Source organism: Calditrichota bacterium, assembly GCA_013112635.1.
Classification (GTDB): Bacteria; Calditrichota; Calditrichia; order Calditrichales; family J004; genus JABFGF01.
In genome coordinates, this window is record JABFGF010000002.1 from 319,621 (window position 1) to 338,002 (window position 18,382).

The 18,382-nt window shown below is 37.7% G+C and carries 20 protein-coding genes; 11 read left to right on the plus strand and 9 right to left on the minus strand.

Annotated features, from left to right (window positions below; genetic code table 11):
• From HND50_06590 to HND50_06635, 10 genes are all read left to right on the plus strand, one after another.
• On the plus strand, positions 1-225 hold the full coding sequence (locus HND50_06590) for a type II toxin-antitoxin system MqsA family antitoxin (GenBank protein ID NOG44878.1): 225 nt from the start codon (positions 1-3) through the stop codon (positions 223-225).
• Positions 225-2,483 (plus strand): molybdopterin-dependent oxidoreductase, encoded by a 2,259-nt coding sequence (locus HND50_06595; protein ID NOG44879.1) that lies wholly within the window; start codon positions 225-227, stop codon positions 2,481-2,483. The genes HND50_06590 and HND50_06595 overlap by 1 nt, the downstream gene beginning before the upstream one ends.
• Positions 2,484-2,685: 202 nt before the next feature.
• The gene (locus tag HND50_06600; protein NOG44880.1) at positions 2,686-2,991 is read left to right on the plus strand and encodes a DUF2442 domain-containing protein; all 306 of its coding nucleotides are present in this window, start codon (positions 2,686-2,688) and stop codon (positions 2,989-2,991) included.
• Positions 2,992-3,030: 39 nt separating this feature from the next.
• Positions 3,031-3,732 (plus strand): purine-nucleoside phosphorylase, encoded by a 702-nt coding sequence (gene deoD, locus HND50_06605; GenBank protein NOG44881.1) that lies wholly within the window; start codon positions 3,031-3,033, stop codon positions 3,730-3,732.
• A gap of 293 nt (positions 3,733-4,025) precedes the next feature.
• Positions 4,026-5,174 (plus strand): hypothetical protein, encoded by a 1,149-nt coding sequence (locus HND50_06610; protein ID NOG44882.1) that lies wholly within the window; start codon positions 4,026-4,028, stop codon positions 5,172-5,174.
• Entirely contained in the window at positions 5,174-6,487 is a 1,314-nt protein-coding gene (allB, locus tag HND50_06615) for an allantoinase AllB (GenBank protein NOG44883.1), read from the plus strand. Before HND50_06610 ends, allB begins: the two co-directional genes overlap by 1 nt.
• An 82-nt stretch (positions 6,488-6,569) precedes the next feature.
• The gene (gene alc, locus HND50_06620) at positions 6,570-7,574 is read left to right on the plus strand and encodes an allantoicase (GenBank protein NOG44884.1); all 1,005 of its coding nucleotides are present in this window, start codon (positions 6,570-6,572) and stop codon (positions 7,572-7,574) included.
• Positions 7,571-8,077 carry a 2-oxo-4-hydroxy-4-carboxy-5-ureidoimidazoline decarboxylase gene (uraD, locus tag HND50_06625; protein NOG44885.1) on the plus strand — a complete coding sequence of 169 codons (507 nt, stop codon included), beginning with the start codon at positions 7,571-7,573 and terminating at the stop codon, positions 8,075-8,077. The genes alc and uraD overlap by 4 nt, the downstream gene beginning before the upstream one ends.
• Positions 8,078-8,159: 82 nt before the next feature.
• On the plus strand, positions 8,160-8,498 hold the full coding sequence (gene uraH / locus HND50_06630; GenBank protein ID NOG44886.1) for a hydroxyisourate hydrolase: 339 nt from the start codon (positions 8,160-8,162) through the stop codon (positions 8,496-8,498).
• A gap of 124 nt (positions 8,499-8,622) precedes the next feature.
• Positions 8,623-10,044: a phosphoenolpyruvate kinase gene (locus HND50_06635; protein NOG44887.1), complete on the plus strand. Its 1,422-nt coding sequence runs from the start codon at positions 8,623-8,625 to the stop codon at positions 10,042-10,044.
• 123 nt (positions 10,045-10,167) lie between these two features.
• Here HND50_06635 and HND50_06640 read toward each other — a convergent pair whose 3' ends face one another.
• The 5 genes from HND50_06640 to HND50_06660 form a co-directional block, all read right to left on the minus strand.
• Positions 10,168-10,983: an XdhC family protein gene (locus HND50_06640; GenBank protein NOG44888.1), complete on the minus strand. Its 816-nt coding sequence runs from the start codon at positions 10,981-10,983 to the stop codon at positions 10,168-10,170.
• A 231-nt stretch (positions 10,984-11,214) separates the two neighbouring features.
• Positions 11,215-12,057 carry a hypothetical protein gene (locus HND50_06645; GenBank protein NOG44889.1) on the minus strand — a complete coding sequence of 281 codons (843 nt, stop codon included), beginning with the start codon at positions 12,055-12,057 and terminating at the stop codon, positions 11,215-11,217.
• Between the two features lie 56 nt (positions 12,058-12,113).
• Positions 12,114-13,040, minus strand: coding sequence for a bifunctional molybdenum cofactor biosynthesis protein MoaC/MoaB (locus tag HND50_06650; GenBank protein ID NOG44890.1), 927 nt, complete (start codon positions 13,038-13,040; stop codon positions 12,114-12,116).
• A 1-nt stretch (position 13,041) separates the two neighbouring features.
• Positions 13,042-13,818, minus strand: a complete 777-nt coding sequence (locus HND50_06655; protein ID NOG44891.1) for an amidohydrolase — start codon at positions 13,816-13,818, stop codon at positions 13,042-13,044.
• Positions 13,806-14,966, minus strand: a complete 1,161-nt coding sequence (locus HND50_06660; GenBank protein NOG44892.1) for a methionine aminotransferase — start codon at positions 14,964-14,966, stop codon at positions 13,806-13,808. Before HND50_06660 ends, HND50_06655 begins: the two co-directional genes overlap by 13 nt.
• Positions 14,967-15,141: 175 nt before the next feature.
• On the opposite strand from HND50_06660, the gene HND50_06665 reads away from it, so the two are divergent.
• Entirely contained in the window at positions 15,142-15,753 is a 612-nt protein-coding gene (locus HND50_06665; GenBank protein ID NOG44893.1) for a PAS domain S-box protein, read from the plus strand.
• Here the strand turns inward: HND50_06665 and HND50_06670 are convergent.
• The 4 genes from HND50_06670 to HND50_06685 form a co-directional block, all read right to left on the minus strand.
• Positions 15,750-16,163, minus strand: a complete 414-nt coding sequence (locus HND50_06670) for a hypothetical protein (protein ID NOG44894.1) — start codon at positions 16,161-16,163, stop codon at positions 15,750-15,752. The two genes, HND50_06665 and HND50_06670, sit on opposite strands and share 4 nt — an antisense overlap.
• A gap of 29 nt (positions 16,164-16,192) precedes the next feature.
• A complete protein-coding gene (locus HND50_06675) occupies positions 16,193-16,528 on the minus strand; it encodes a rhodanese-like domain-containing protein (GenBank protein ID NOG44895.1) in 336 nt (111 codons plus the stop codon).
• Positions 16,529-16,664: 136 nt separating this feature from the next.
• Positions 16,665-18,038, minus strand: coding sequence for an NAD(P)(+) transhydrogenase (Re/Si-specific) subunit beta (locus tag HND50_06680; protein ID NOG44896.1), 1,374 nt, complete (start codon positions 18,036-18,038; stop codon positions 16,665-16,667).
• Positions 18,038-18,337: an NAD(P) transhydrogenase subunit alpha gene (locus HND50_06685; GenBank protein ID NOG44897.1), complete on the minus strand. Its 300-nt coding sequence runs from the start codon at positions 18,335-18,337 to the stop codon at positions 18,038-18,040. The genes HND50_06680 and HND50_06685 overlap by 1 nt, the downstream gene beginning before the upstream one ends.
• Positions 18,338-18,382 lie beyond the last annotated feature (45 nt).

Consider the following 18,382-nt stretch of genomic DNA (forward strand, 5'->3'; position numbering starts at 1 on the left):
ATGCATTGTGTTATCTGTAAAAATGGACAAACAAAAGCTGGAAAAGTAACAACTACCCTTCAACGTGGTGAAGCAATTATTGTTTTCAAAGAAGTTCCGGCTGATGTTTGTGATAATTGTGGAGAATATTACCTTTCTAAGGAAACTACTAAAAAGCTTTTACATAAGGCAGAAACTGCGGTAAAAAGTGGTGCAATTGTTGAAATTCAGAAATTTGCTGCGTAATGAAAAATACCGAAACCAATTTACATGTCCGCGGATTATCTCAGTTTATTGATGATCGCAATGTACCTGAAGGAACTTTACATGCGGCGGTCTTTGATTCACCAATTGCTCATGGAGATATATCCAAACTCGATATCAAAAAAGCAAAATCTTCGAATGGTGTTGTAGACGTTCTTACTTTCAAAGATATTCCGGGCCAAAACCAGGTTGGCAATATTATAGCGGATGAAGTTTTGCTGGCTGAAAAGGAAGTTGAATTTATTGGCCAGCCAATCGCAATTGTTGTAGCCCAATCAGCCAGAGAAGCAAGGGCTGCACTTTCTAAAATTAAAATTGATACGGATGAAAAACCACCGGTAACAGATCCGCGCGAGGCAGCTGCAAAAGGCAACTTTATTGCACCCCCAAGAACCTTCTCTCTGGGAAATACACAAACCACCTGGCAAGATTGTGATTTAATTGTTGAGGGTATTGCCGAATCCGGCGGGCAAGAACATCTTTATCTGGAAATGCAGGGTGCTCTTGCAACACCAAAAGAGAATGGCAAGATAGAAGTTATCTCTTCCACACAAGGACCTACATCTGTCCAGAAAACGGTTGCGCGGATTTTAGATATCCCTATGCATAAAATTGAAGTAGATGTGCTTAGGCTTGGTGGCGGCTTTGGTGGAAAAGAAGACCAGGCTACTATTTGGGCCTGCCTGGCTGCACTTGCTGCAAATGTGTGCAATAAACCTGTTAAATTGGTTTTGCGCCGCCATGAAGATATGCGCATGACCGGAAAGCGTCATCCTTATACATCAGATTTTAAGATTGGCCTAAGCAGTGATTTAAAAATCCTGGCTTATGAAGCACAATTCTACCAAAATGCCGGCGCTTCTGCTGATTTATCCACAGCCATTTTAGAGCGTACCTTATTTCATGCAACCAACAGCTACTTCATTCCAAATGTACAGGCAACCGCTTATTCCTGCCGCACAAATTTACCACCCAACACAGCTTTTCGCGGATTTGGCGGACCACAGGGAATGTTTGTTATCGAGTCGGCCATTGCGAAAGCGGCAGAAAAATTGGATGTTGATCCAATCGAAATTCAAAAAGCCAATCTGCTAAATGAAGGTGATACTTTTCCTTATGGCCAGATAGTAAAAAATGGCCGGGCCAAAGCAAGTTGGGATGACATGGAAAAGCGTTATGAACTTGATGGTCTGAAAAAACAAATCAATAAATTTAATTCAGAAAATACCATGACAAAAAAAGGATTGGCCGTAATGCCAATCTGTTTTGGGATTTCTTTTACTGCCACCTTTTTAAACCAGGCCAATGCACTTGTTCACGTTTATTCCGATGGAAGTGTTGGCGTTAGTACAGGCGCTGTTGAAATGGGACAAGGCGTAAACATGAAAATGCGCCAGGTTGCATCTACCATTTTCTCCATAGCCGTAAGCCGCGTACATACTGAAACGACAAATACATCACGAAATGCAAATACATCTCCCACTGCCGCCAGTGCTGGTGCAGATTTAAATGGCCATGCTACAAAGATCGCTTGTGAAAATATCCTGACACGATTAAAAAAATCCGCAACAGAGATTTTATTCAAGGGTAATCCTGATAGCATTACAATTCAAAATGAAGTCGTTTATTTTAATGGGGAGCCGACAAACCTAAGCTGGAATGATTTGATCACACAAACCTACTTGAAACGAATCAGTATGTCTGCCCATGCACATTATTCCACCCCGGAAATTTATTTTGATAAAGCCAAAGAAAAAGGATTGCCGTTTGCTTATCACACATTTGGAGCAGCCATTGTTGAGGCAAGTGTCGATTGCCTGCGAGGAACTTACCATATCGATAAAGTGCATGTTTCGCATGATTTTGGGAAAAGTATGAATGAGTTGGTAGACCTTGGACAGGCAGAAGGTGGCATCGTTCAGGGATTGGGCTGGATGACGCTCGAAGAAATTATTTATAACAAAAAAGGGAAGTTGCAAACAGGGACACTTTCAACTTACAAAGTTCCGGACATATATTTTGCCCCGGATGAGATTAATGTTCATTTCCTGGAAAACCCATTTCCGAATGCAGCAATCTTCAATTCCAAAGCTATAGGTGAACCGCCGCTGATGTATGGAATTGGCGGGTATTTCGCAATCCTGGATGCCATCAAAGCTTTCCGCCCGGAGATAGAAAAAGAATACATCGCCCCAATGACAAATGAACGGGTATTGATGATGCTGCATAAAATGACATGAAAATGGCAAGTTGATTCAATCAACAAATAAAATTACATTTAAATATGCCAACACTTTATTATTACTTGGGGATGGTTTTTTATTTTGGGTCAAATGAACATGAACCAATACACATATGCTGAAGAAATTGTAAAAAAGTGGATTGACTATTTTGAATTCGGTAAACCTATCAGACCAAAAACAATAAATAAGAGGATTTAAGATGCAATTATCCTTTCAAATAGAAAGAGCCTCAAATTATCGCGTATATGACACCATTTCAAAAAAATCTGATCCGTACGTTGAAAAAGCCCTGTATCTTGACACTTACCGATTAAAACTTATTTTTCGAGATGGAAACATAAATCATATTGACTTTAAACCATTTTTAAAAAAATCTAAAAACCCATTAATATCAAAATACTTAGATCTTGCCAAGTTTAAAAAATATCATTTAGAAGATGGGCGCTTATTATGGGGAAATGATCTTGAATTTGAGTCAGAATCCTTGTATAACAATAATCTTTAAATATGACCTGTAACTCTTATTAGAAACGATCGGATAAAAATGAGCATACATATTGCAGCAAAACCAGGCGAAATAGCAGAAACAGTTTTACTTCCCGGAGACCCGCTAAGGGCAAAATTTGTAGCAGATACATTTTTGGATAACGCTGTTTGTTATAACGAAGTCCGTGGTATGCTTGGCTTTACCGGCACATATAAAGGAAGACGGGTTTCTGTTCAGGGAACTGGAATGGGCATCCCTTCAATCTCAATTTATGTAAATGAGCTAATTGCAGATTATGGACCAAAAAATCTGGTTCGCGTTGGTAGCTGTGGCAGCATTCAAAAGAATATGAATCTAAAAGATGTTATTTTGGCTTCTGCTGCATGCACAGATTCCCAGGTAAACCATATGCGTTTTAAGGGAATGGATTTTGCACCAATAGCATCCTTTTCACTGCTGCAAAAAGCCCACGAAGCGGCTGTTAAAAAAAACTATAATGTTGAGGTTGGTAATGTTTTAAGCGCCGACAGATTTTACCACGATGACCCCAACTATTGGAAATTATGGGCAAAGTATAACGTACTTGCAATTGAAATGGAAACTGCAGAATTATATACGCTTGGCGCCCTGAACAATATTAATGTGTTATCAATTTTAACGGTGAGCGACAATATTTTAACCGGTGATGTTTCTACTTCTGAGGAGAGACAAAGTACTTTTAGCCAAATGATTGAACTGGCCTTAGAAGCCACAGCTTAATCAAAATAAATTACTATCTTCCAATATTCATAAACCACTTGGATTTTGTGATTTCTTAAAAAATATTCATCAACTTTTTAAACCATGTTCATATTTGCCGAGAATATAATTAATTCGGTATAATTACCTTCCAAAAAAGTTTAGAGCTTAACCAATCCCGAGGATAGATTATCAAAAAAGTATTTGCCATATTATTGTTATTTCTAATAACCGCTGCTTCTGTTTTTTATTTTTATTATTACAATGTACCGCTAGCCCATCTTACCGATTGGCTCAATCTAATTATCCGTTGGATGCATTTTATTTTTGGCATTGCCTGGATTGGGGCGTCCTTTTATTTTGTATTTCTGGAAAACGCTCTCAACCGCTCAGATTTGGAAAACAGGGATGAGCTTGCAGGTCACCTATGGGCAATTCATGGTGGTGGAATTTATTATCTAGAAAAATTTAAAAATGCCCCTCAAAAGATGCCCCGCCATTTACACTGGTTTAAATATGAGGCCTATTTTACATGGATAACCGGAATAGGTCTGCTTTTTATTGTCTATTATTTTAATGCTCAATCTTACTTAATTGATACTCAGAAAGCAGATATTGGAACCTTAATGGCCGTTTCGATTGGCATTGGTTCAATGATTATCTCGTGGTTTTTTTATGATTTGATCTCCAGAACTTCTTTATTGAAAAAACGGACTGCCTTCTTTTGGGTGATGTTTTTTTTCATGGTAATTGTAGCATTTATTTTAAGCCAGGTTTTTACCGGCCGCGGAGCATTTATACATGTTGGGGCAATAATCGGGACACTGGCTGTAGGCAATGTTTTTCAGGTAATAATCCCTTCTCAAAAAGCGCTTGTTAAAGCTGCCGAAGAAGGAAAAGAGCAGGATCCATCTCTTGGTCTGCACGCGCAACAGCGATCTTATCATAATAATTATTTTACTTTCCCTTTGCTTTTTATTATGATCAGCAGCCACTTTCCGGCTACTTTTGGCAGTTCATTTAATTGGATTATTTTGGCAATTCTCTCACTTGCCAGCAATGGGATCAAACATTTTTTCAATCTGCTGGACCGTGGAGAAAGAAACTATATTTATGTAGGGTTGGCACTTGTTACCATTATTGGCCTCATCATTTTTACGGCACCAAAACAAGTTGTTTCCGAATCTCAGGATGCAGAGCAAGTTTCGTTTGAAGAGATAAACACTATTTTTAAAATTAGATGCATTACCTGTCATTCCGAAAATCCTACTGACAAGATTTTTGTAGCTGCCCCCAATGGAGTAAAATTTGACAAAGCGGAAGAAATTGTAAAAATGAAAGACCGCATCTTAAACCGGGTTGTGCAAACCAAAACAATGCCATTAGCAAATCAATCCAATATGACCGATGAAGAACGTAAAAAAATTGAAATCTGGATTGCACAGGGAGCAAAAGTAGAATAATGAATTTAAGTAAGTCCTTTGCAATTTACAGTAAACGAACAATGCTTCCGGATAAAACCGTACCTGCCACAATTATTGTTGACGATGGAAAAATATCCTCAATCCATCTTGGTAAAAAAGAAGCGGCAAATCTTAAATTTATTGATGTTGCTGATTCTGTAGTTATGCCCGGTGTGATTGATCCTCATGTGCATATAAATGAACCCGGCCGCACCGAATGGGAGGGATTTGAAACTGCAACCAAAGCAGCCGTTGCCGGTGGAATTACAACTGTGGTGGACATGCCTTTAAATTCATCACCGGTTACAATTAATAAAAAAAACTTTATCAAAAAAACAGAAGTTGCAAAAAATAAATGCTCGGCAAACGTTTATTATTGGGGTGGTGCTACTCCACAGAACTCAAATAATATAGGTGAAATCCTGAGTACAAGCGTCCTCGGGATTAAAGCATTTTTAACCCATTCAGGGATTGATGAATTTCCAAATGTAACAGAAAATGATTTGAATAAAATAATGCCTGAAATCGCAAAAAGCGGTAAACCGTTGTTGGTTCATTGCGAGCTTGATGAGCCAAACTCCGGGCAGGAATTATTGAAGCAAAATCCTACAAGTTATCAGGCCTGGTTAAAATCGCGCCCAAAAGACTGGGAAAACAAAGCAATAAAAATGATGATCGATTTGTGTGAAAAACATAATTGCCAAGTGCACATTGTTCATTTATCATCTGCCGAGGCAATGCCTTTAATTGAGGATGCAAAAAGAAAAAGGTTGCCGATTACTGTGGAAACTTGTCCACACTATCTTTATTTTTCTGCCGAAGATATTCCGGATGCAAATACCAAGTTTAAATGCGCACCGCCAATTCGGGAAAAGGAGAATAATAAACAGCTTTTTAAAGCACTACAAAACGGGCTGATTGATTTTGTTGCAAGTGATCACTCTCCTGCTCCACCTGAAATAAAAGAACTAAAGTCAGGGGATTTCTCTAAAGCCTGGGGTGGAATTGCATCGCTTCAATTTTCGTTATCTTTGATGTGGACATTGGCGCGCAAAAACAATTTACCACTGGAAGATATTCGCACATGGCTTTCTGAAAACCCGGCAAAACTAATCCAAATGTCCAATTCAAAAGGAAAAATTCAAGTTGGCTATGATGCTGATCTTGTAGTTTGGAACCCGGATGAAAAATTTATAATTACAGAAGATCTGATCAAATTTAGGCACAAAATTTCTCCTTATATTGGAGAAAAGCTTTTTGGGAAGGTCGAGAAAACTTTCGTAGTCGGCGATTGTGTTTTTAATCGAAAATAGTTGCTCAAACAAGTTCAGCATGATGATTACCATAATTCCTGTCTGTTTCAGAATCACAAAAGTATAAGAGAATTAAAACAACGTGAATAATAAAAAACCAGAATTCGTCAAACTAACAAATCTTGCTGCAGAAGGACTGGGTTCAAAAACCCTTGCTTGCAGCGATGATTTTTTTGCTCCAATGCACAACCTTATTCAAGAAGGACGTGGCATTTTTATTGCCGATAAATATACCGAAAATGGAAAGTGGATGGATGGTTGGGAGTCTCGCCGTAAACGTACTCCCGGCAATGATTGGTGCATAATTAAACTTGCCGTTCCCGGAACCATCACAGGTGTTGATATTGATACAAATCATTTTCTGGGCAATCATCCACCGCATTCATCCATAGAAGGTTGTTATGTTGATGACCAAACGAATACCGATGAGCTAATCTCAAACAAAAATTTGTGGCAGGAGATTTTGCCTATATCAAGCTTGGAACCCGGTAGCCATAATTTTTATGACATCGAGTCTGAAAAGCAGTTTACACATTTACGATTAAATATTTTTCCTGATGGCGGCGTTGCCCGATTAAAAGTTTACGGACATGTTTATAAAAACTGGGATTCAGTAAATAAGGAAGATGAAATTGATTTGGCTTCTGCATTAAATGGAGGACAGGCTGTTTTATGCAACGATATGTTTTTTAGCCATATGCAAAATTTACTTAAACCGGAACGCGGCAAAAACATGGGTGACGGTTGGGAAACAAAACGAAACAGAACACCTGGGAATGTGGATTGGGTAATAATAAAACTGGCTCATCCGGGCGTAATTAAAAAGGTAGTTATTGATACAGCGCATTTTAAAGGCAATTTTCCTGATAGTTTTATGCTGCAAGGATTTAATTTTGGAGATAATAATAATCCGGATTTTGAAAATATAACCTGGCAGGAATTATTACCAAAATCCAAACTCAATGCGGATCTTGAACATGAGTTTATAAATGAACTAAAAAATATTGGCCAAATTAGTCATGTTAAATTAAATATTTTCCCGGATGGCGGAATTAGTCGTCTGCGGCTTTTTGGAACATTAAAATGACACTTGATATTTTAAATAATCTCCCTTTAAAGCAATTACGGCTTGAGCTTTGCAAATGCTGCGGATCATCTAAATGGATAAAAGAGATGACCCGTTTGCTTCCATTTGAGAATCTTGAACAAATAAAACAGAATGCCATGGATGTGTGGGAAACGTGTTCTGAAGTTGACTGGTTGGAAGCATTCAGTTACCACCCGCGGATTGGTGAAAAAGAAATTGAGGAAAAATTTTCTTCAACAGCCGGCTTCGCAAAAAATGAACAGGCTGCCGTTGGGCAAGCATCCAAAAAGGTCATTTCAGAATTGGCAGAATTAAATAACACCTATTTCCAAAAATTTGGATTTATTTTTATAATATTCGCCACAGGAAAAAGTGCTCAAGAAATGCTTTTAGAGCTGAAAATTCGAATTAAAAATGAGCGTGAAACAGAAATAAAAATTGCTGCGGATGAACAACTAAAAATTACTTTGCTGCGAATTGAAAAAATGCTTAATAAACAGTGAAACGCTTTTAGATTGCATTGAATATATCAATGCATTAATCAACACAGTTAATTCATTCCATAAAAATTTAAAAAGGGAAAGAATGAGCCAGATAACTACACACGTTCTTGATACTTCACTAGGTAGGCCCGGACAAAAAATAAAGATTGAATTGCAGAAACCAGATGGAGTTAACTGGAAAACAATTGCGCAAGGTGTAACCAATGATGATGGTCGAATTTCGGACTTGCTTAAACCAGATGAAGTGCTTGAGCCAGGGGTTTATAAAATGTTTTTCCACAGTGGTGATTATTTTCGGTTCATGGGCATAAATACTTTTTTTCCATATGTAGAGATTGTCTTTGAAACAACGGATACAGAGCATTATCACGTCCCACTATTGTTAAATCCATTTGGCTATTCAACCTATCGTGGCAGCTGATTTTAAACTAATAAAATATCATTCCTGAATGTTCTTATCAGGAATCTTCACATATTTAAGATTCCCGATTAAAGCGTTCGGGAATGACATAAAGAAATACTCAAATCAAAGACTGAGAATATAAATGAAATTATCAATCCCAGAATCCGCAAAAGAAAAAATTTTTACCGAGCTAAAAACAGCAAATATTGCCTTTCAAAATATTTATCCCGGAGATCGGCATGACCGGCAACCCGTGCATACAGTTTATGGTGGCGCCAATTTGTTCAAATCAGATTCAATAAAAAAAATGAACGAACGCGCATTGAAAACCCTAAAAACAAACGCGCCGGATTTTGTTGAGTTTGCAAAAGTATTAATGCTGGAAAAACATGATCAGTTGCCAGATAATGCCAGTCAAATAAAAGCACTTAAAAGCAAGTTGGAAAACAATCCGGATCAAAAAAACCATCCGGCTTGGCTATCATTTGCTGTTTACAACAAAGTGATCGAAAAACTTAAACGAGAAGCTGTAGAAGATTTCCGGATAGATTTTGAAGACGGCTTTGGTAACCGCAGATGGCCGGAGGAAGATGAAACGGCTGTTTTTACTGCAAAAGAACTGGCCAAAGGAATGAACGAAAAAACAATTTCTCCTTTTGTTGGAATCCGCATAAAACCTTTTACTGAAGATTTAAAGGAACGAGGTGCAAGGACACTGGATATTTTTGTCACTACTCTGCTTGCCGAAACAAATGGAGCTTTGCCTGATAATTTTGTGGTGATGCTGCCCAAAGTTACTATCCCAGAACAGGTTACAGCAATCGTCCACCTTTTTGAAATCCTCGAAAAAGTAAACGGTCTGCCCGCAAATTCATTAAAAATGGAAATTATGGTTGAGACTACCCAGGCCATCATGAATGATGAAGGAACAAATTCATTGATGCGTTTTATCCGGGCAAGCAAAGGGCGTTGCATCGCCACCCATTTTGGTACATATGATTACACGGCTTCCTGTGATATCACCGCGAAGTATCAAACCATGGCGCATCCTGTTTGCGATTTTGCCCACCATGTAACACGCGTTGCTTTAGGCCATACAGGAATTTGGTTATCCGATGGAGCGACCAATGTTATGCCGGTTGGTCCACATCGTGGAGAAAACCTATCTGAATCTCAATTGGCAGAAAATAAGAGAGTTGTACATCGTGCCTGGAAAATGGGCTATGACCATGTTCGTCATTCTTTATTTAACGGTTTTTACCAGGGATGGGATTTGCATCCTTCGCAGCTCCCGGTTCGTTATGCGGCAGTGTATGCCTTTTTTCTGGAAAGTTATGAGGATGCGGCGATGCGTTTAAAAAAGTTTGTTGAGCAGGCAGCTCGGGCAACTTTAACCGGTGATGTGTTTGATGATGCTGCCACGGGCCAGGGTTTATTGAACTATTTTCTGCGTGCGTTAAATTGCGGCGCAATTTCTGTTGATGAAGCATTGGCTACCGGTTTGACAATTGAGGAATTTCGCTCGCGGTCCTTTTTGAAGATTTTGGAAGGAAGAAGGAAATAATTACAAATTTATTAGCGTGTCATGCCCGCCAGTTGGCGGATCAGTCTATTGACTGGCTGAGGTACGAAGCATCCCATCAAAGATGAGATTCTTCACTCCATTTCATTCCACTCTGAATGACACTTACTTTTTATCTCCGTCAATCAGAATTTTTCCATATCGTACAGATTGTATTTCGGCGCTAATTGCCAGCCCGATTTCTGAAGCAGAGTTCCCGCCAATCTTGAGACCAATCGGTGAATAAATTTTAGATGTATCTACTTTTTCATCCAATGAATCCCGCAGGTTTTTCATAATCCCGGCAGCTTTTGTTTTAGAAGCAATAATCCCGATGTACGGAAAATCCAATCCCCGTTTATAAAATATATTTAATATTTTGGAATCGTATTTATGGCCATGAGTTAAAATTGCCACAAATGAATTGGGTACAGGCTCAAATGAATTAGCAAACTCTTCATAATCTGCATGGATAATTTCTGAGGCATTTGGATTTTTTACTGCTTCGGCAAATTCAATCCGGTTATCCACAAGAATAGAATGATACCCCAATGGCTTTAAATGATACAACAGCGCCTGGCCCACATGACCGCCACCAAAAACATAAACTGTTGGACGATTTCCGTTGACTTCATAAAAAATTGTAACTCGCCCGGCACAAGACATTGGGACGATTTCAGCTGTCTCATCTTTCTCTATTTTATCGGATAAGAGATATTCCTGTAAACCATTTTCTGATGTTGACAGTCTTTTCTGTGCTTCTTCAATTACTTTCTTTTCAATGGCACCCCCACCAACTGTTCCGGTTGTGGTTCCATCGCTTTCAATAATAATTTTAAAACCGGTTTTTCCCGGAGCTGAACCTTTGTGCTCAACAATGGTGGCTGTTACAAACGATTCATTTTCTGCGATTAGCGTATTTATTTTATTATAAATTTCCATTGCTCTTTTTTTTGTTATTTGTGATTGGGAGATATTACAAAAAATTCGTTGAAGAAAAAATTCAATTCTACCGCAGAGGCGCAGAGAAAAACAAAATATAATTTTTTAAACTTTGCGTCTTTGTGTTTAAACTTTTTGACTATTCATTATCCTGTACTACCGCCAGTTTCATAATCTTCTTGCCAATTTTGGGCATTTGCACATGAGCGATAAATATGAATGATAAAGGGCTTAGTGATATTTGTGCAGAAATCGTCGCAAACCAGACCAATACATTTTTTTGCGAATAGGTAAATTGGGAAATTTTGTGTTTGACAATATCTTAAACCAGGGAGAGCCTTGTTTGTTTTTTAACAGATAAAACTGGCAAGCCGGTGTATCGCCCTGCCCAATAAGAACAACCTTTTCATTTTGCTTATTAATTGCTACATCAACAATCAAAACTGCATGGCCTTTTTTACCTTTCTTGACAATAAAATCGCCGGGTTTTATTGAATCTAATGACACCTTTGAGAAGTGATGATAAAACGTCTGTGTACCTGAATAACTGAAAATATTATTTAGATATCTTTGAAAATTTTTTGCTGTAGAGTCTTTTCCAGAGCTTACTGATTTAGCAAAACGATCGCCGGAAAACTCTGGTCTAATTCCATCTTTCCATTCCGCCCAGGAAAGGTTTGTTCCATCTGGTAATGGAAAATTTATTTTGTCGACCTTATTTGAGCGGGATAAAAAATCAGTTTGAAATAATAGAATTATATCCATGCACTGCCATAACCTATTCCCCTTAATTGAGACGGGCACAACCAATGCGAGGCTGCTGTCACCATTTTCAATCCGGACATTGTTCTTAAAATCCAGAACATTATCATTTATCGCTGGTAGATTTCTAAGATATGCTGCAAAAGAATTTGAGTCAGTTTTAACACGCAGGTAGCCAACTGGTGGGGCAAGCTTTTCTTCTATTGTAATAAATTTTTCAAGACTGTAAAGTTGGGGAGATAGGAATATTTCTTCCTGGGCAAAAAGAAAATTTGAGGTTAATAAAAATAGTAAAACAATGGGATTCTTCACTTCACTAAGTTCCGTTCAGAATGACAATAGAAAAAGGTGTGTATGTTTTTTGATAATTAAAACTCAAAGGCCTGGTGGATATTTGGAAGAATTACGTTGAGAGCATCTTGAGCAAGTGCGTTATCTATCGGCAGGCAAATCACGATTGTTTTACCAATTTTCCCGGCAGCCAACCTATCGATATAAAAACCGTTATTGTTAACCTGGGCAATTGAATGCAGGGTTTGTTCAAGGCCTTCCATGCGGAAGTCAAAAAATGGTTCAAGCGAAGTAAGGGTAATATCACGCGGGCCAATACCGTTTCCGCCAGTCGTAATAATCAGCTCAATATTTTGCTCCAACCACTCCTGCACTTTTTCGATTAGCTTATCTGCATCATTGGAAATGATAGAATAATTATTAGCATGATAACCGGCTTTTGCAAATCCTGATTGCAACATTTGGCCAACTTCATCATCTGCCAGTCCGGCCGTGATACGATCTGAAATAACAAGAACCCCAACTTTTAGCGGCGTCTTGACGGTCAGCATTTTCTTTTTTGAAACCTTGGGTACAATCTTAATATCCTGGATATTGACCTGCTGATCATGATCCTTACAGATATCGAGAATTGTAAGTGCTGCAACAGAAACAGCTGTTAAAGCTTCCATTTCCAATCCGGAACGTGTTACAGCTTTTACTGTAGATTCAATTTTTATGTGATCTTCTGAGGATGAAAAATCGAGTTCAACCCAGTTTAATGAGTTTGCATGATGAAACGGAATAAATTCTGATGTGCGCTTTGCAGCCTGGATCCCAGCTACTTTAGCGGCTGTGATAACATCAGCTTTTGGGTTATTATCTGCAAGCAGAATTTCCCGGGCGCCATTGCTAAAATAAATCTTTCCCTCCGCCTTTGCACTTTGCTGTGCTTCAGGTTTAGAAGAAGAATCATCCATATTAAAATGGCCATTGTTTCCGTTTAGTAAATTGTTTTCACTCATATTACTCATCTATTTTAAAGGAGTCAGCATCTTTCCATACTGGGAATTTATTTCTATAATCGTCTAGTTTCTTCCAGGGTAAAGTTTCTGTATGAATAAACTCAATATGTGACTCCTGCTTTAATACTTTTCCAAGTGGATCAATTACTGCCGAGTCACCGCGGTACTCAATATCCAGCCCATCTTTACCAACCCGGTTCACTCCAATCGCATAAGCCTGGTTTTCTACTGCTCTTGCTTTTAACAATAATCTCCAATGCGATGAACGTCGTTCGGGCCAATTTGCAATAAAAACAATTAAATCAAAATCATTTTTTCCACGCGACCAAACCGGAAAACGTAAATCGTAACAAATAAGGGGCAATATTCTCCAACCCTTAGTTGTATTGATTATTTTATTCTTTCCGGGAGAGTATATATTATGTTCTCCAGCCATTCGAAATAAATGACGTTTGTCATAATGCTCGAATTTACCGTCACTTTTAACCCAATACAAGCGGTTAAAATAAGAATTGTCTTCTTTTATTATCAGGCTTCCAATAAGATCGGTCTTTTTATCCTTTGCTTTATTTATCATCCATTGTAGAGTTTGACCATTGTCGGTCTCTGCCAAATCTTTAGCATTCATGGTAAAGGCGGTTGTAAACATTTCAGGTAAAACAATTAAATCTGTCTCTTCTTTAATGGCATCAATTTTTTCTGAAAAGCTGGCCAAATTCTGTTCCGGATTTTCCCAAACCAGATCCGACTGGATAATAGTTACTTTTAAATCCTGCATAGTTTTTCCGCTGCTAGCTCTAATGTTTCATCCTTTTTTGCAAAACAAAACCGAATTATTTTGTTATCAATTTCATCTTTGTAAAAAACCGATGTCGGGATTGCTGCAATTTTATTTTGAATCGCCATTTTGGTTACAAAACTATAATCATATTCATCGGATATATTTTTGTAGCCCATCAGTTGAAAATATGTCCCATAACAAGGAAGTGGCTCAAACCGGGAGTTTTCCATCAAACCCAAAAATAAATTACGCTTCTTTTGATAAAATTCTGCCAGCTCCAAATAATGATCTTTTTCTAACAAGAATTCGGCATAAGCAAATTGCGCCGGAGTGTTAACAGAAAATGTAATAAACTGATGTATTTTTTGAAATTCCTTCATCAAATTTTTTGGGGCAAGGCAATAACCAACTTTCCATCCGGTAGCATGAAATGTTTTACCAAAAGAGCTGATCACAAAACTACGAGCTTTTAGTTCAGGATATTTTGCCAAACTGTGGTGATCCATTCCATCAAAAATAATATGCTCATAAACTTCATCACTGATTAAAATTATTGATGTGTCTTTTACAATTTTAGAAAGCTGATCAATATCTTTTTGCGATAGAACTGCACCTGTAGGATTATGAGGCGAATTTAAAATTATGGCTCGGGTTTTTTCTGAAACAGCATTTTTCACCTCTTGCCAGTCAATATGGAAATCAGGCATTTTAAGAGGAATTGTAATCGGTTTTCCACCGCTATATTCAACCATTGGAATATAAGCATCGTACCATGGTTCAAATATTATCACTTCATCACCAGGATGTGTGGTTGCAGTGATCGCAGCATAAAGCGCTTCTGTTGCTCCCGCCGTAATTGTTATTTCTGTTTCAGGATCATATTGTGTCCCATATAAAGTCTCAACCTTTTCAACTATCCTTTCTCTAAAAACCGGGACTCCTGCCATGGGTGCGTATTGGTTATGCCCTTCTTTTGCATGTTTATATAAAAGCTCAACCAGCTTGGGGTGGCAGGGAAAATCGGGGAAACCTTGTGAAAGATTGATTGCGTTTTCCCGTATTGCCAAATTTGACATTACAGCAAAAATAGATTGTTTAAGATTAGGCTGTTTTGAAATAAGTAGTTGCTGTGGTTTAAGTGACACAATATTTCCAATTGATTTTAAGGGTTTGAAATTAACAATATGTTAATAAAATCGCTAATTATCCTTTTATTAAAATAAAACTTGAACATAAACAATTAAGAAAATGGAACTATAAACCAGATTTTTTTAGTTATTTAAATTAACCCATATTGATGTTTGATTTAAGGAAAACTTAATGGATGAAATAAATAATGAAGTTACTCTTCTTCGAAGTATCATTGAATCTGCGCCTACTGCAATGATTGTAATCGATGAAAATGGAATTATTACTTTGACAAATAAGCAAACTGAAAACTATTTCGGCTATTCACGAGGAGAATTGATCGGTAATCAATTTGAAATACTTATGCCTGAAAAATTCAGGAAAAATCATGCGGTTTTAAGAAAAGGTTTTCTGGATAATCCTGAAACCCGTGCAATGGGAGTAGGACGTGATCTTTATGCAATTAGAAAGGATAGTAGCCTTTTCCCTGTGGAAATAGGGCTTAATCCAATTAATACACAAAACGGGATGGTTGTGTTAGCTACAATTCTTGATATTACTAAAAGAAAAGCTGATGAACATGAACGTGAAAAACTGATTATTGAACTAGAAGATGCACTGGCAAAGATCAAAACACTAAAAGGCTTAATTCCAATCTGTTCGAACTGTAAGAAAATTCGGGATGATAAAGGTTTCTGGAATCAAATTGAAGAATATATTACAAAACATTCTGAAGCTATGTTCAGCCACGGTATTTGTCCGGACTGCACAACTGATCTTTATGGTGACTTAGATGATATTTAGTTTTTTTTCCCCTGCAAATAAGCCATATTAAAAGCCAGGAAATACAAGAACATCCAAAATCCTGATATTCCTCTTAGTTTATCATACCCCAAATCAAAATCTACCCAACCGGCGTTTGAATCAAATGACAATGTATATGCAAAATTTAAAAACGCATATAAAGCAAAAAATAACAATGAAAATTTAAAAGTTGGGGTTAGTTTTTGAAGATATTGCATTATATGAAAATCTTTATTCTCGCCGGATAAATCTTTAAAAGTATTACTGACATACAACCATGAAGCAAACATCCCAACAGTTAAAATAATAGTAACTATTGTAGATGGAAAATATATCGTAAATAGAATGAGAACGTGAAGAACCAAACTTATGATGAATGAAATTAAAAAAACAGGTTGGATACTTTTCATATAAGATTAATTATTGATAATCAGTTAGTTTAAACAGCCTTGGTCTCTCCTGGCTGACCCGATTCCATTGGATATTGTTTTTGATGCCATTCAATTATTCCATCTCTCAGGTTCAATAAGTTTTCATATCCCATAGAATAAAGTTGGAAAAGGAGGCTGGCGCTTCTGGAACCAGAACGGCAATACACCACAACCGGGTTTTCTTTAGGAAACTCCTGAAAGCGGGCGTTCATTTCACTCATAGGGATTAGCTTAGAACCAGGTATACGAACCTGCAAAAACTCATTGTATTCGCGGACATCTACAAATTCAGTCCCATTGTCAAATTCTTCTTTAGCCTGATCGGCGTTGATATTTTTAATCATCAATTCTCTTATTTTATATTAATAAATGGTAAAGTTTTTAAGATGAACGAAAAAATATATGGTTACATTTCATTTAAATAAAAAAACCTCCCGGGTTATTAATCCCGGAAGGTTGATTTATTAATTTAGGTTGGCTCTATAGTTCTTTTACTGCTTTAACTATTTCAGTAACCATTCCTTTGGCATCACCAAAGAGCATCATGGTTTTATCATCATAAAATAGTTCATTATCTTCACCTGCAAAACCAGTTGAAAGGCTACGTTTCACAATCATAACATGCTGTGCCTGATCACAATTCAAAATAGGCATTCCATATAATGCACTGCTTTTCTCGGTTCGTGCAGCAGGGTTTATCACGTCATTTGCGCCAATAACCAAGGCAACTGATGTTTCCTGGAAATCATCATTGATCATATCCATTTCAATCAGTTTTTCATAGGAAACGTTTGCTTCTGCAAGAAGAACGTTCATATGGCCAGGCATACGTCCTGCAACCGGGTGAATGGCATAGCGTACGTTGATTCCTTTTTCTTCCAACATGGCTGCCAGCTCTTCAAGCACATGCTGAGCCTGGGCAACAGCAAGCCCATATCCTGGAACGATAATTACAGATTCAGCATTATCAAAAATCATAGCTGCATCTTCAGCTGTATAATTTGTTACGGATCTTTTTTCACCCGAAGCGGCAGTACCACTTTCTACACCTACTGCAGCAAATAATACATTGGCCAGTGAACGGTTCATAGCAACACACATAATGTTGGTCAATATAAGCCCGGATGCCCCAACCAACGCACCGGCAATAATCAAAACATTATTCGATAAAACAAATCCCGTTGCACAAGCAGCAAGGCCTGAATATGAGTTTAACAGAGAAATAACAACCGGCATATCAGCACCGCCGATTGGAATTACAGATGTAACCCCTAAAACAATCGCAATACCCAGAATGATTAAAAGATACATTTCAATTGTTGTATCCATTGCAAAAACAACACCTATACCTGCAACAACAACAAGAAGAAAACCATTAAAAACAGTTTGTCCTTTAAATACAATAGGGGCACTGGTCATAACACCTTTTAATTTTGCCCAGGCTATCAGGCTGCCTGTAAATGTAACAGTACCTATTAGCAAACTAAGAATCATTGATATAACAATATCAGTTGTACCAATATTACCCGCTTGATTTACATACTCAGAGTAAGCAACAAACGTTGAAGCGATACCACCAAAACCATTAAACAATGCAACCATTTCCGGCATTCCTGTCATTTCAACTCTTCTGGCTGCAATTGCTCCTATTGTGCCTCCAATTACGACACCAATAATTATATAGGTATAATCCAAAATACCCTGATCGATCAAGGTAATAACGATTGCCAAAAGCATACCAACAAGCGAATAGACATTTCCTTTACGGGCGGTTTTTGGCGAGCTTAATTTTTTTAGGCCCAGTATAAACAATACAGAGGCAATCAGATAAACAACATTCGTAATCGTTTCCATTATTTAGCCTCCTGCTTTTTATCTTTTTTAAACATGCCCAGCATACGGTCCGTAACCATATAGCCGCCGACAACATTTATTGTAGCAGAAATAACAGCCAACATGCCAAGTATTGTTGCCAGTTGGGAATGTCCCATCCCGGTGCTTAAAATTGCCCCAACAATTGTTATTCCAGAAATTGCGTTTGATCCGGACATAAGCGGTGTGTGAAGCAATGGTGGGACTTTGGTGATGACTTCAAAGCCAATAAAAATGGCCAAGACAAATATATAAATCGATATAAGAATCATTTCATTCATAGTTTTTTCCTCGTTTTATTTGAGACAACTCAGTCGACCTTCAAG

Excerpts from the sequence above, each read along its gene's own strand:
- uraH (NOG44886.1), top strand. The coding sequence starts at position 8,160 with ATGAGCCAGATAACTACACACGTTCTTGATACTTCACTAGGTAGGCCC.
- HND50_06675 (NOG44895.1), bottom strand. The coding sequence starts at position 16,528 with ATGATTAAAAATATCAACGCCGATCAGGCTAAAGAAGAATTTGACAAT.
- deoD (NOG44881.1), top strand. The coding sequence starts at position 3,031 with ATGAGCATACATATTGCAGCAAAACCAGGCGAAATAGCAGAAACAGTT.
- HND50_06590 (NOG44878.1), top strand. The coding sequence starts at position 1 with ATGCATTGTGTTATCTGTAAAAATGGACAAACAAAAGCTGGAAAAGTA.
- HND50_06640 (NOG44888.1), bottom strand. The coding sequence starts at position 10,983 with ATGGAAATTTATAATAAAATAAATACGCTAATCGCAGAAAATGAATCG.
- HND50_06670 (NOG44894.1), bottom strand. The coding sequence starts at position 16,163 with ATGAAAAGTATCCAACCTGTTTTTTTAATTTCATTCATCATAAGTTTG.
- HND50_06610 (NOG44882.1), top strand. The coding sequence starts at position 4,026 with ATGCATTTTATTTTTGGCATTGCCTGGATTGGGGCGTCCTTTTATTTT.
- HND50_06650 (NOG44890.1), bottom strand. The coding sequence starts at position 13,040 with ATGAGTGAAAACAATTTACTAAACGGAAACAATGGCCATTTTAATATG.
- allB (NOG44883.1), top strand. The coding sequence starts at position 5,174 with ATGAATTTAAGTAAGTCCTTTGCAATTTACAGTAAACGAACAATGCTT.
- HND50_06665 (NOG44893.1), top strand. The coding sequence starts at position 15,142 with ATGGATGAAATAAATAATGAAGTTACTCTTCTTCGAAGTATCATTGAA.
- uraD (NOG44885.1), top strand. The coding sequence starts at position 7,571 with ATGACACTTGATATTTTAAATAATCTCCCTTTAAAGCAATTACGGCTT.
- HND50_06685 (NOG44897.1), bottom strand. The coding sequence starts at position 18,337 with ATGAATGAAATGATTCTTATATCGATTTATATATTTGTCTTGGCCATT.
- HND50_06680 (NOG44896.1), bottom strand. The coding sequence starts at position 18,038 with ATGGAAACGATTACGAATGTTGTTTATCTGATTGCCTCTGTATTGTTT.
- HND50_06595 (NOG44879.1), top strand. The coding sequence starts at position 225 with ATGAAAAATACCGAAACCAATTTACATGTCCGCGGATTATCTCAGTTT.
- HND50_06600 (NOG44880.1), top strand. The coding sequence starts at position 2,686 with ATGCAATTATCCTTTCAAATAGAAAGAGCCTCAAATTATCGCGTATAT.
- HND50_06655 (NOG44891.1), bottom strand. The coding sequence starts at position 13,818 with ATGCAGGATTTAAAAGTAACTATTATCCAGTCGGATCTGGTTTGGGAA.
- HND50_06635 (NOG44887.1), top strand. The coding sequence starts at position 8,623 with ATGAAATTATCAATCCCAGAATCCGCAAAAGAAAAAATTTTTACCGAG.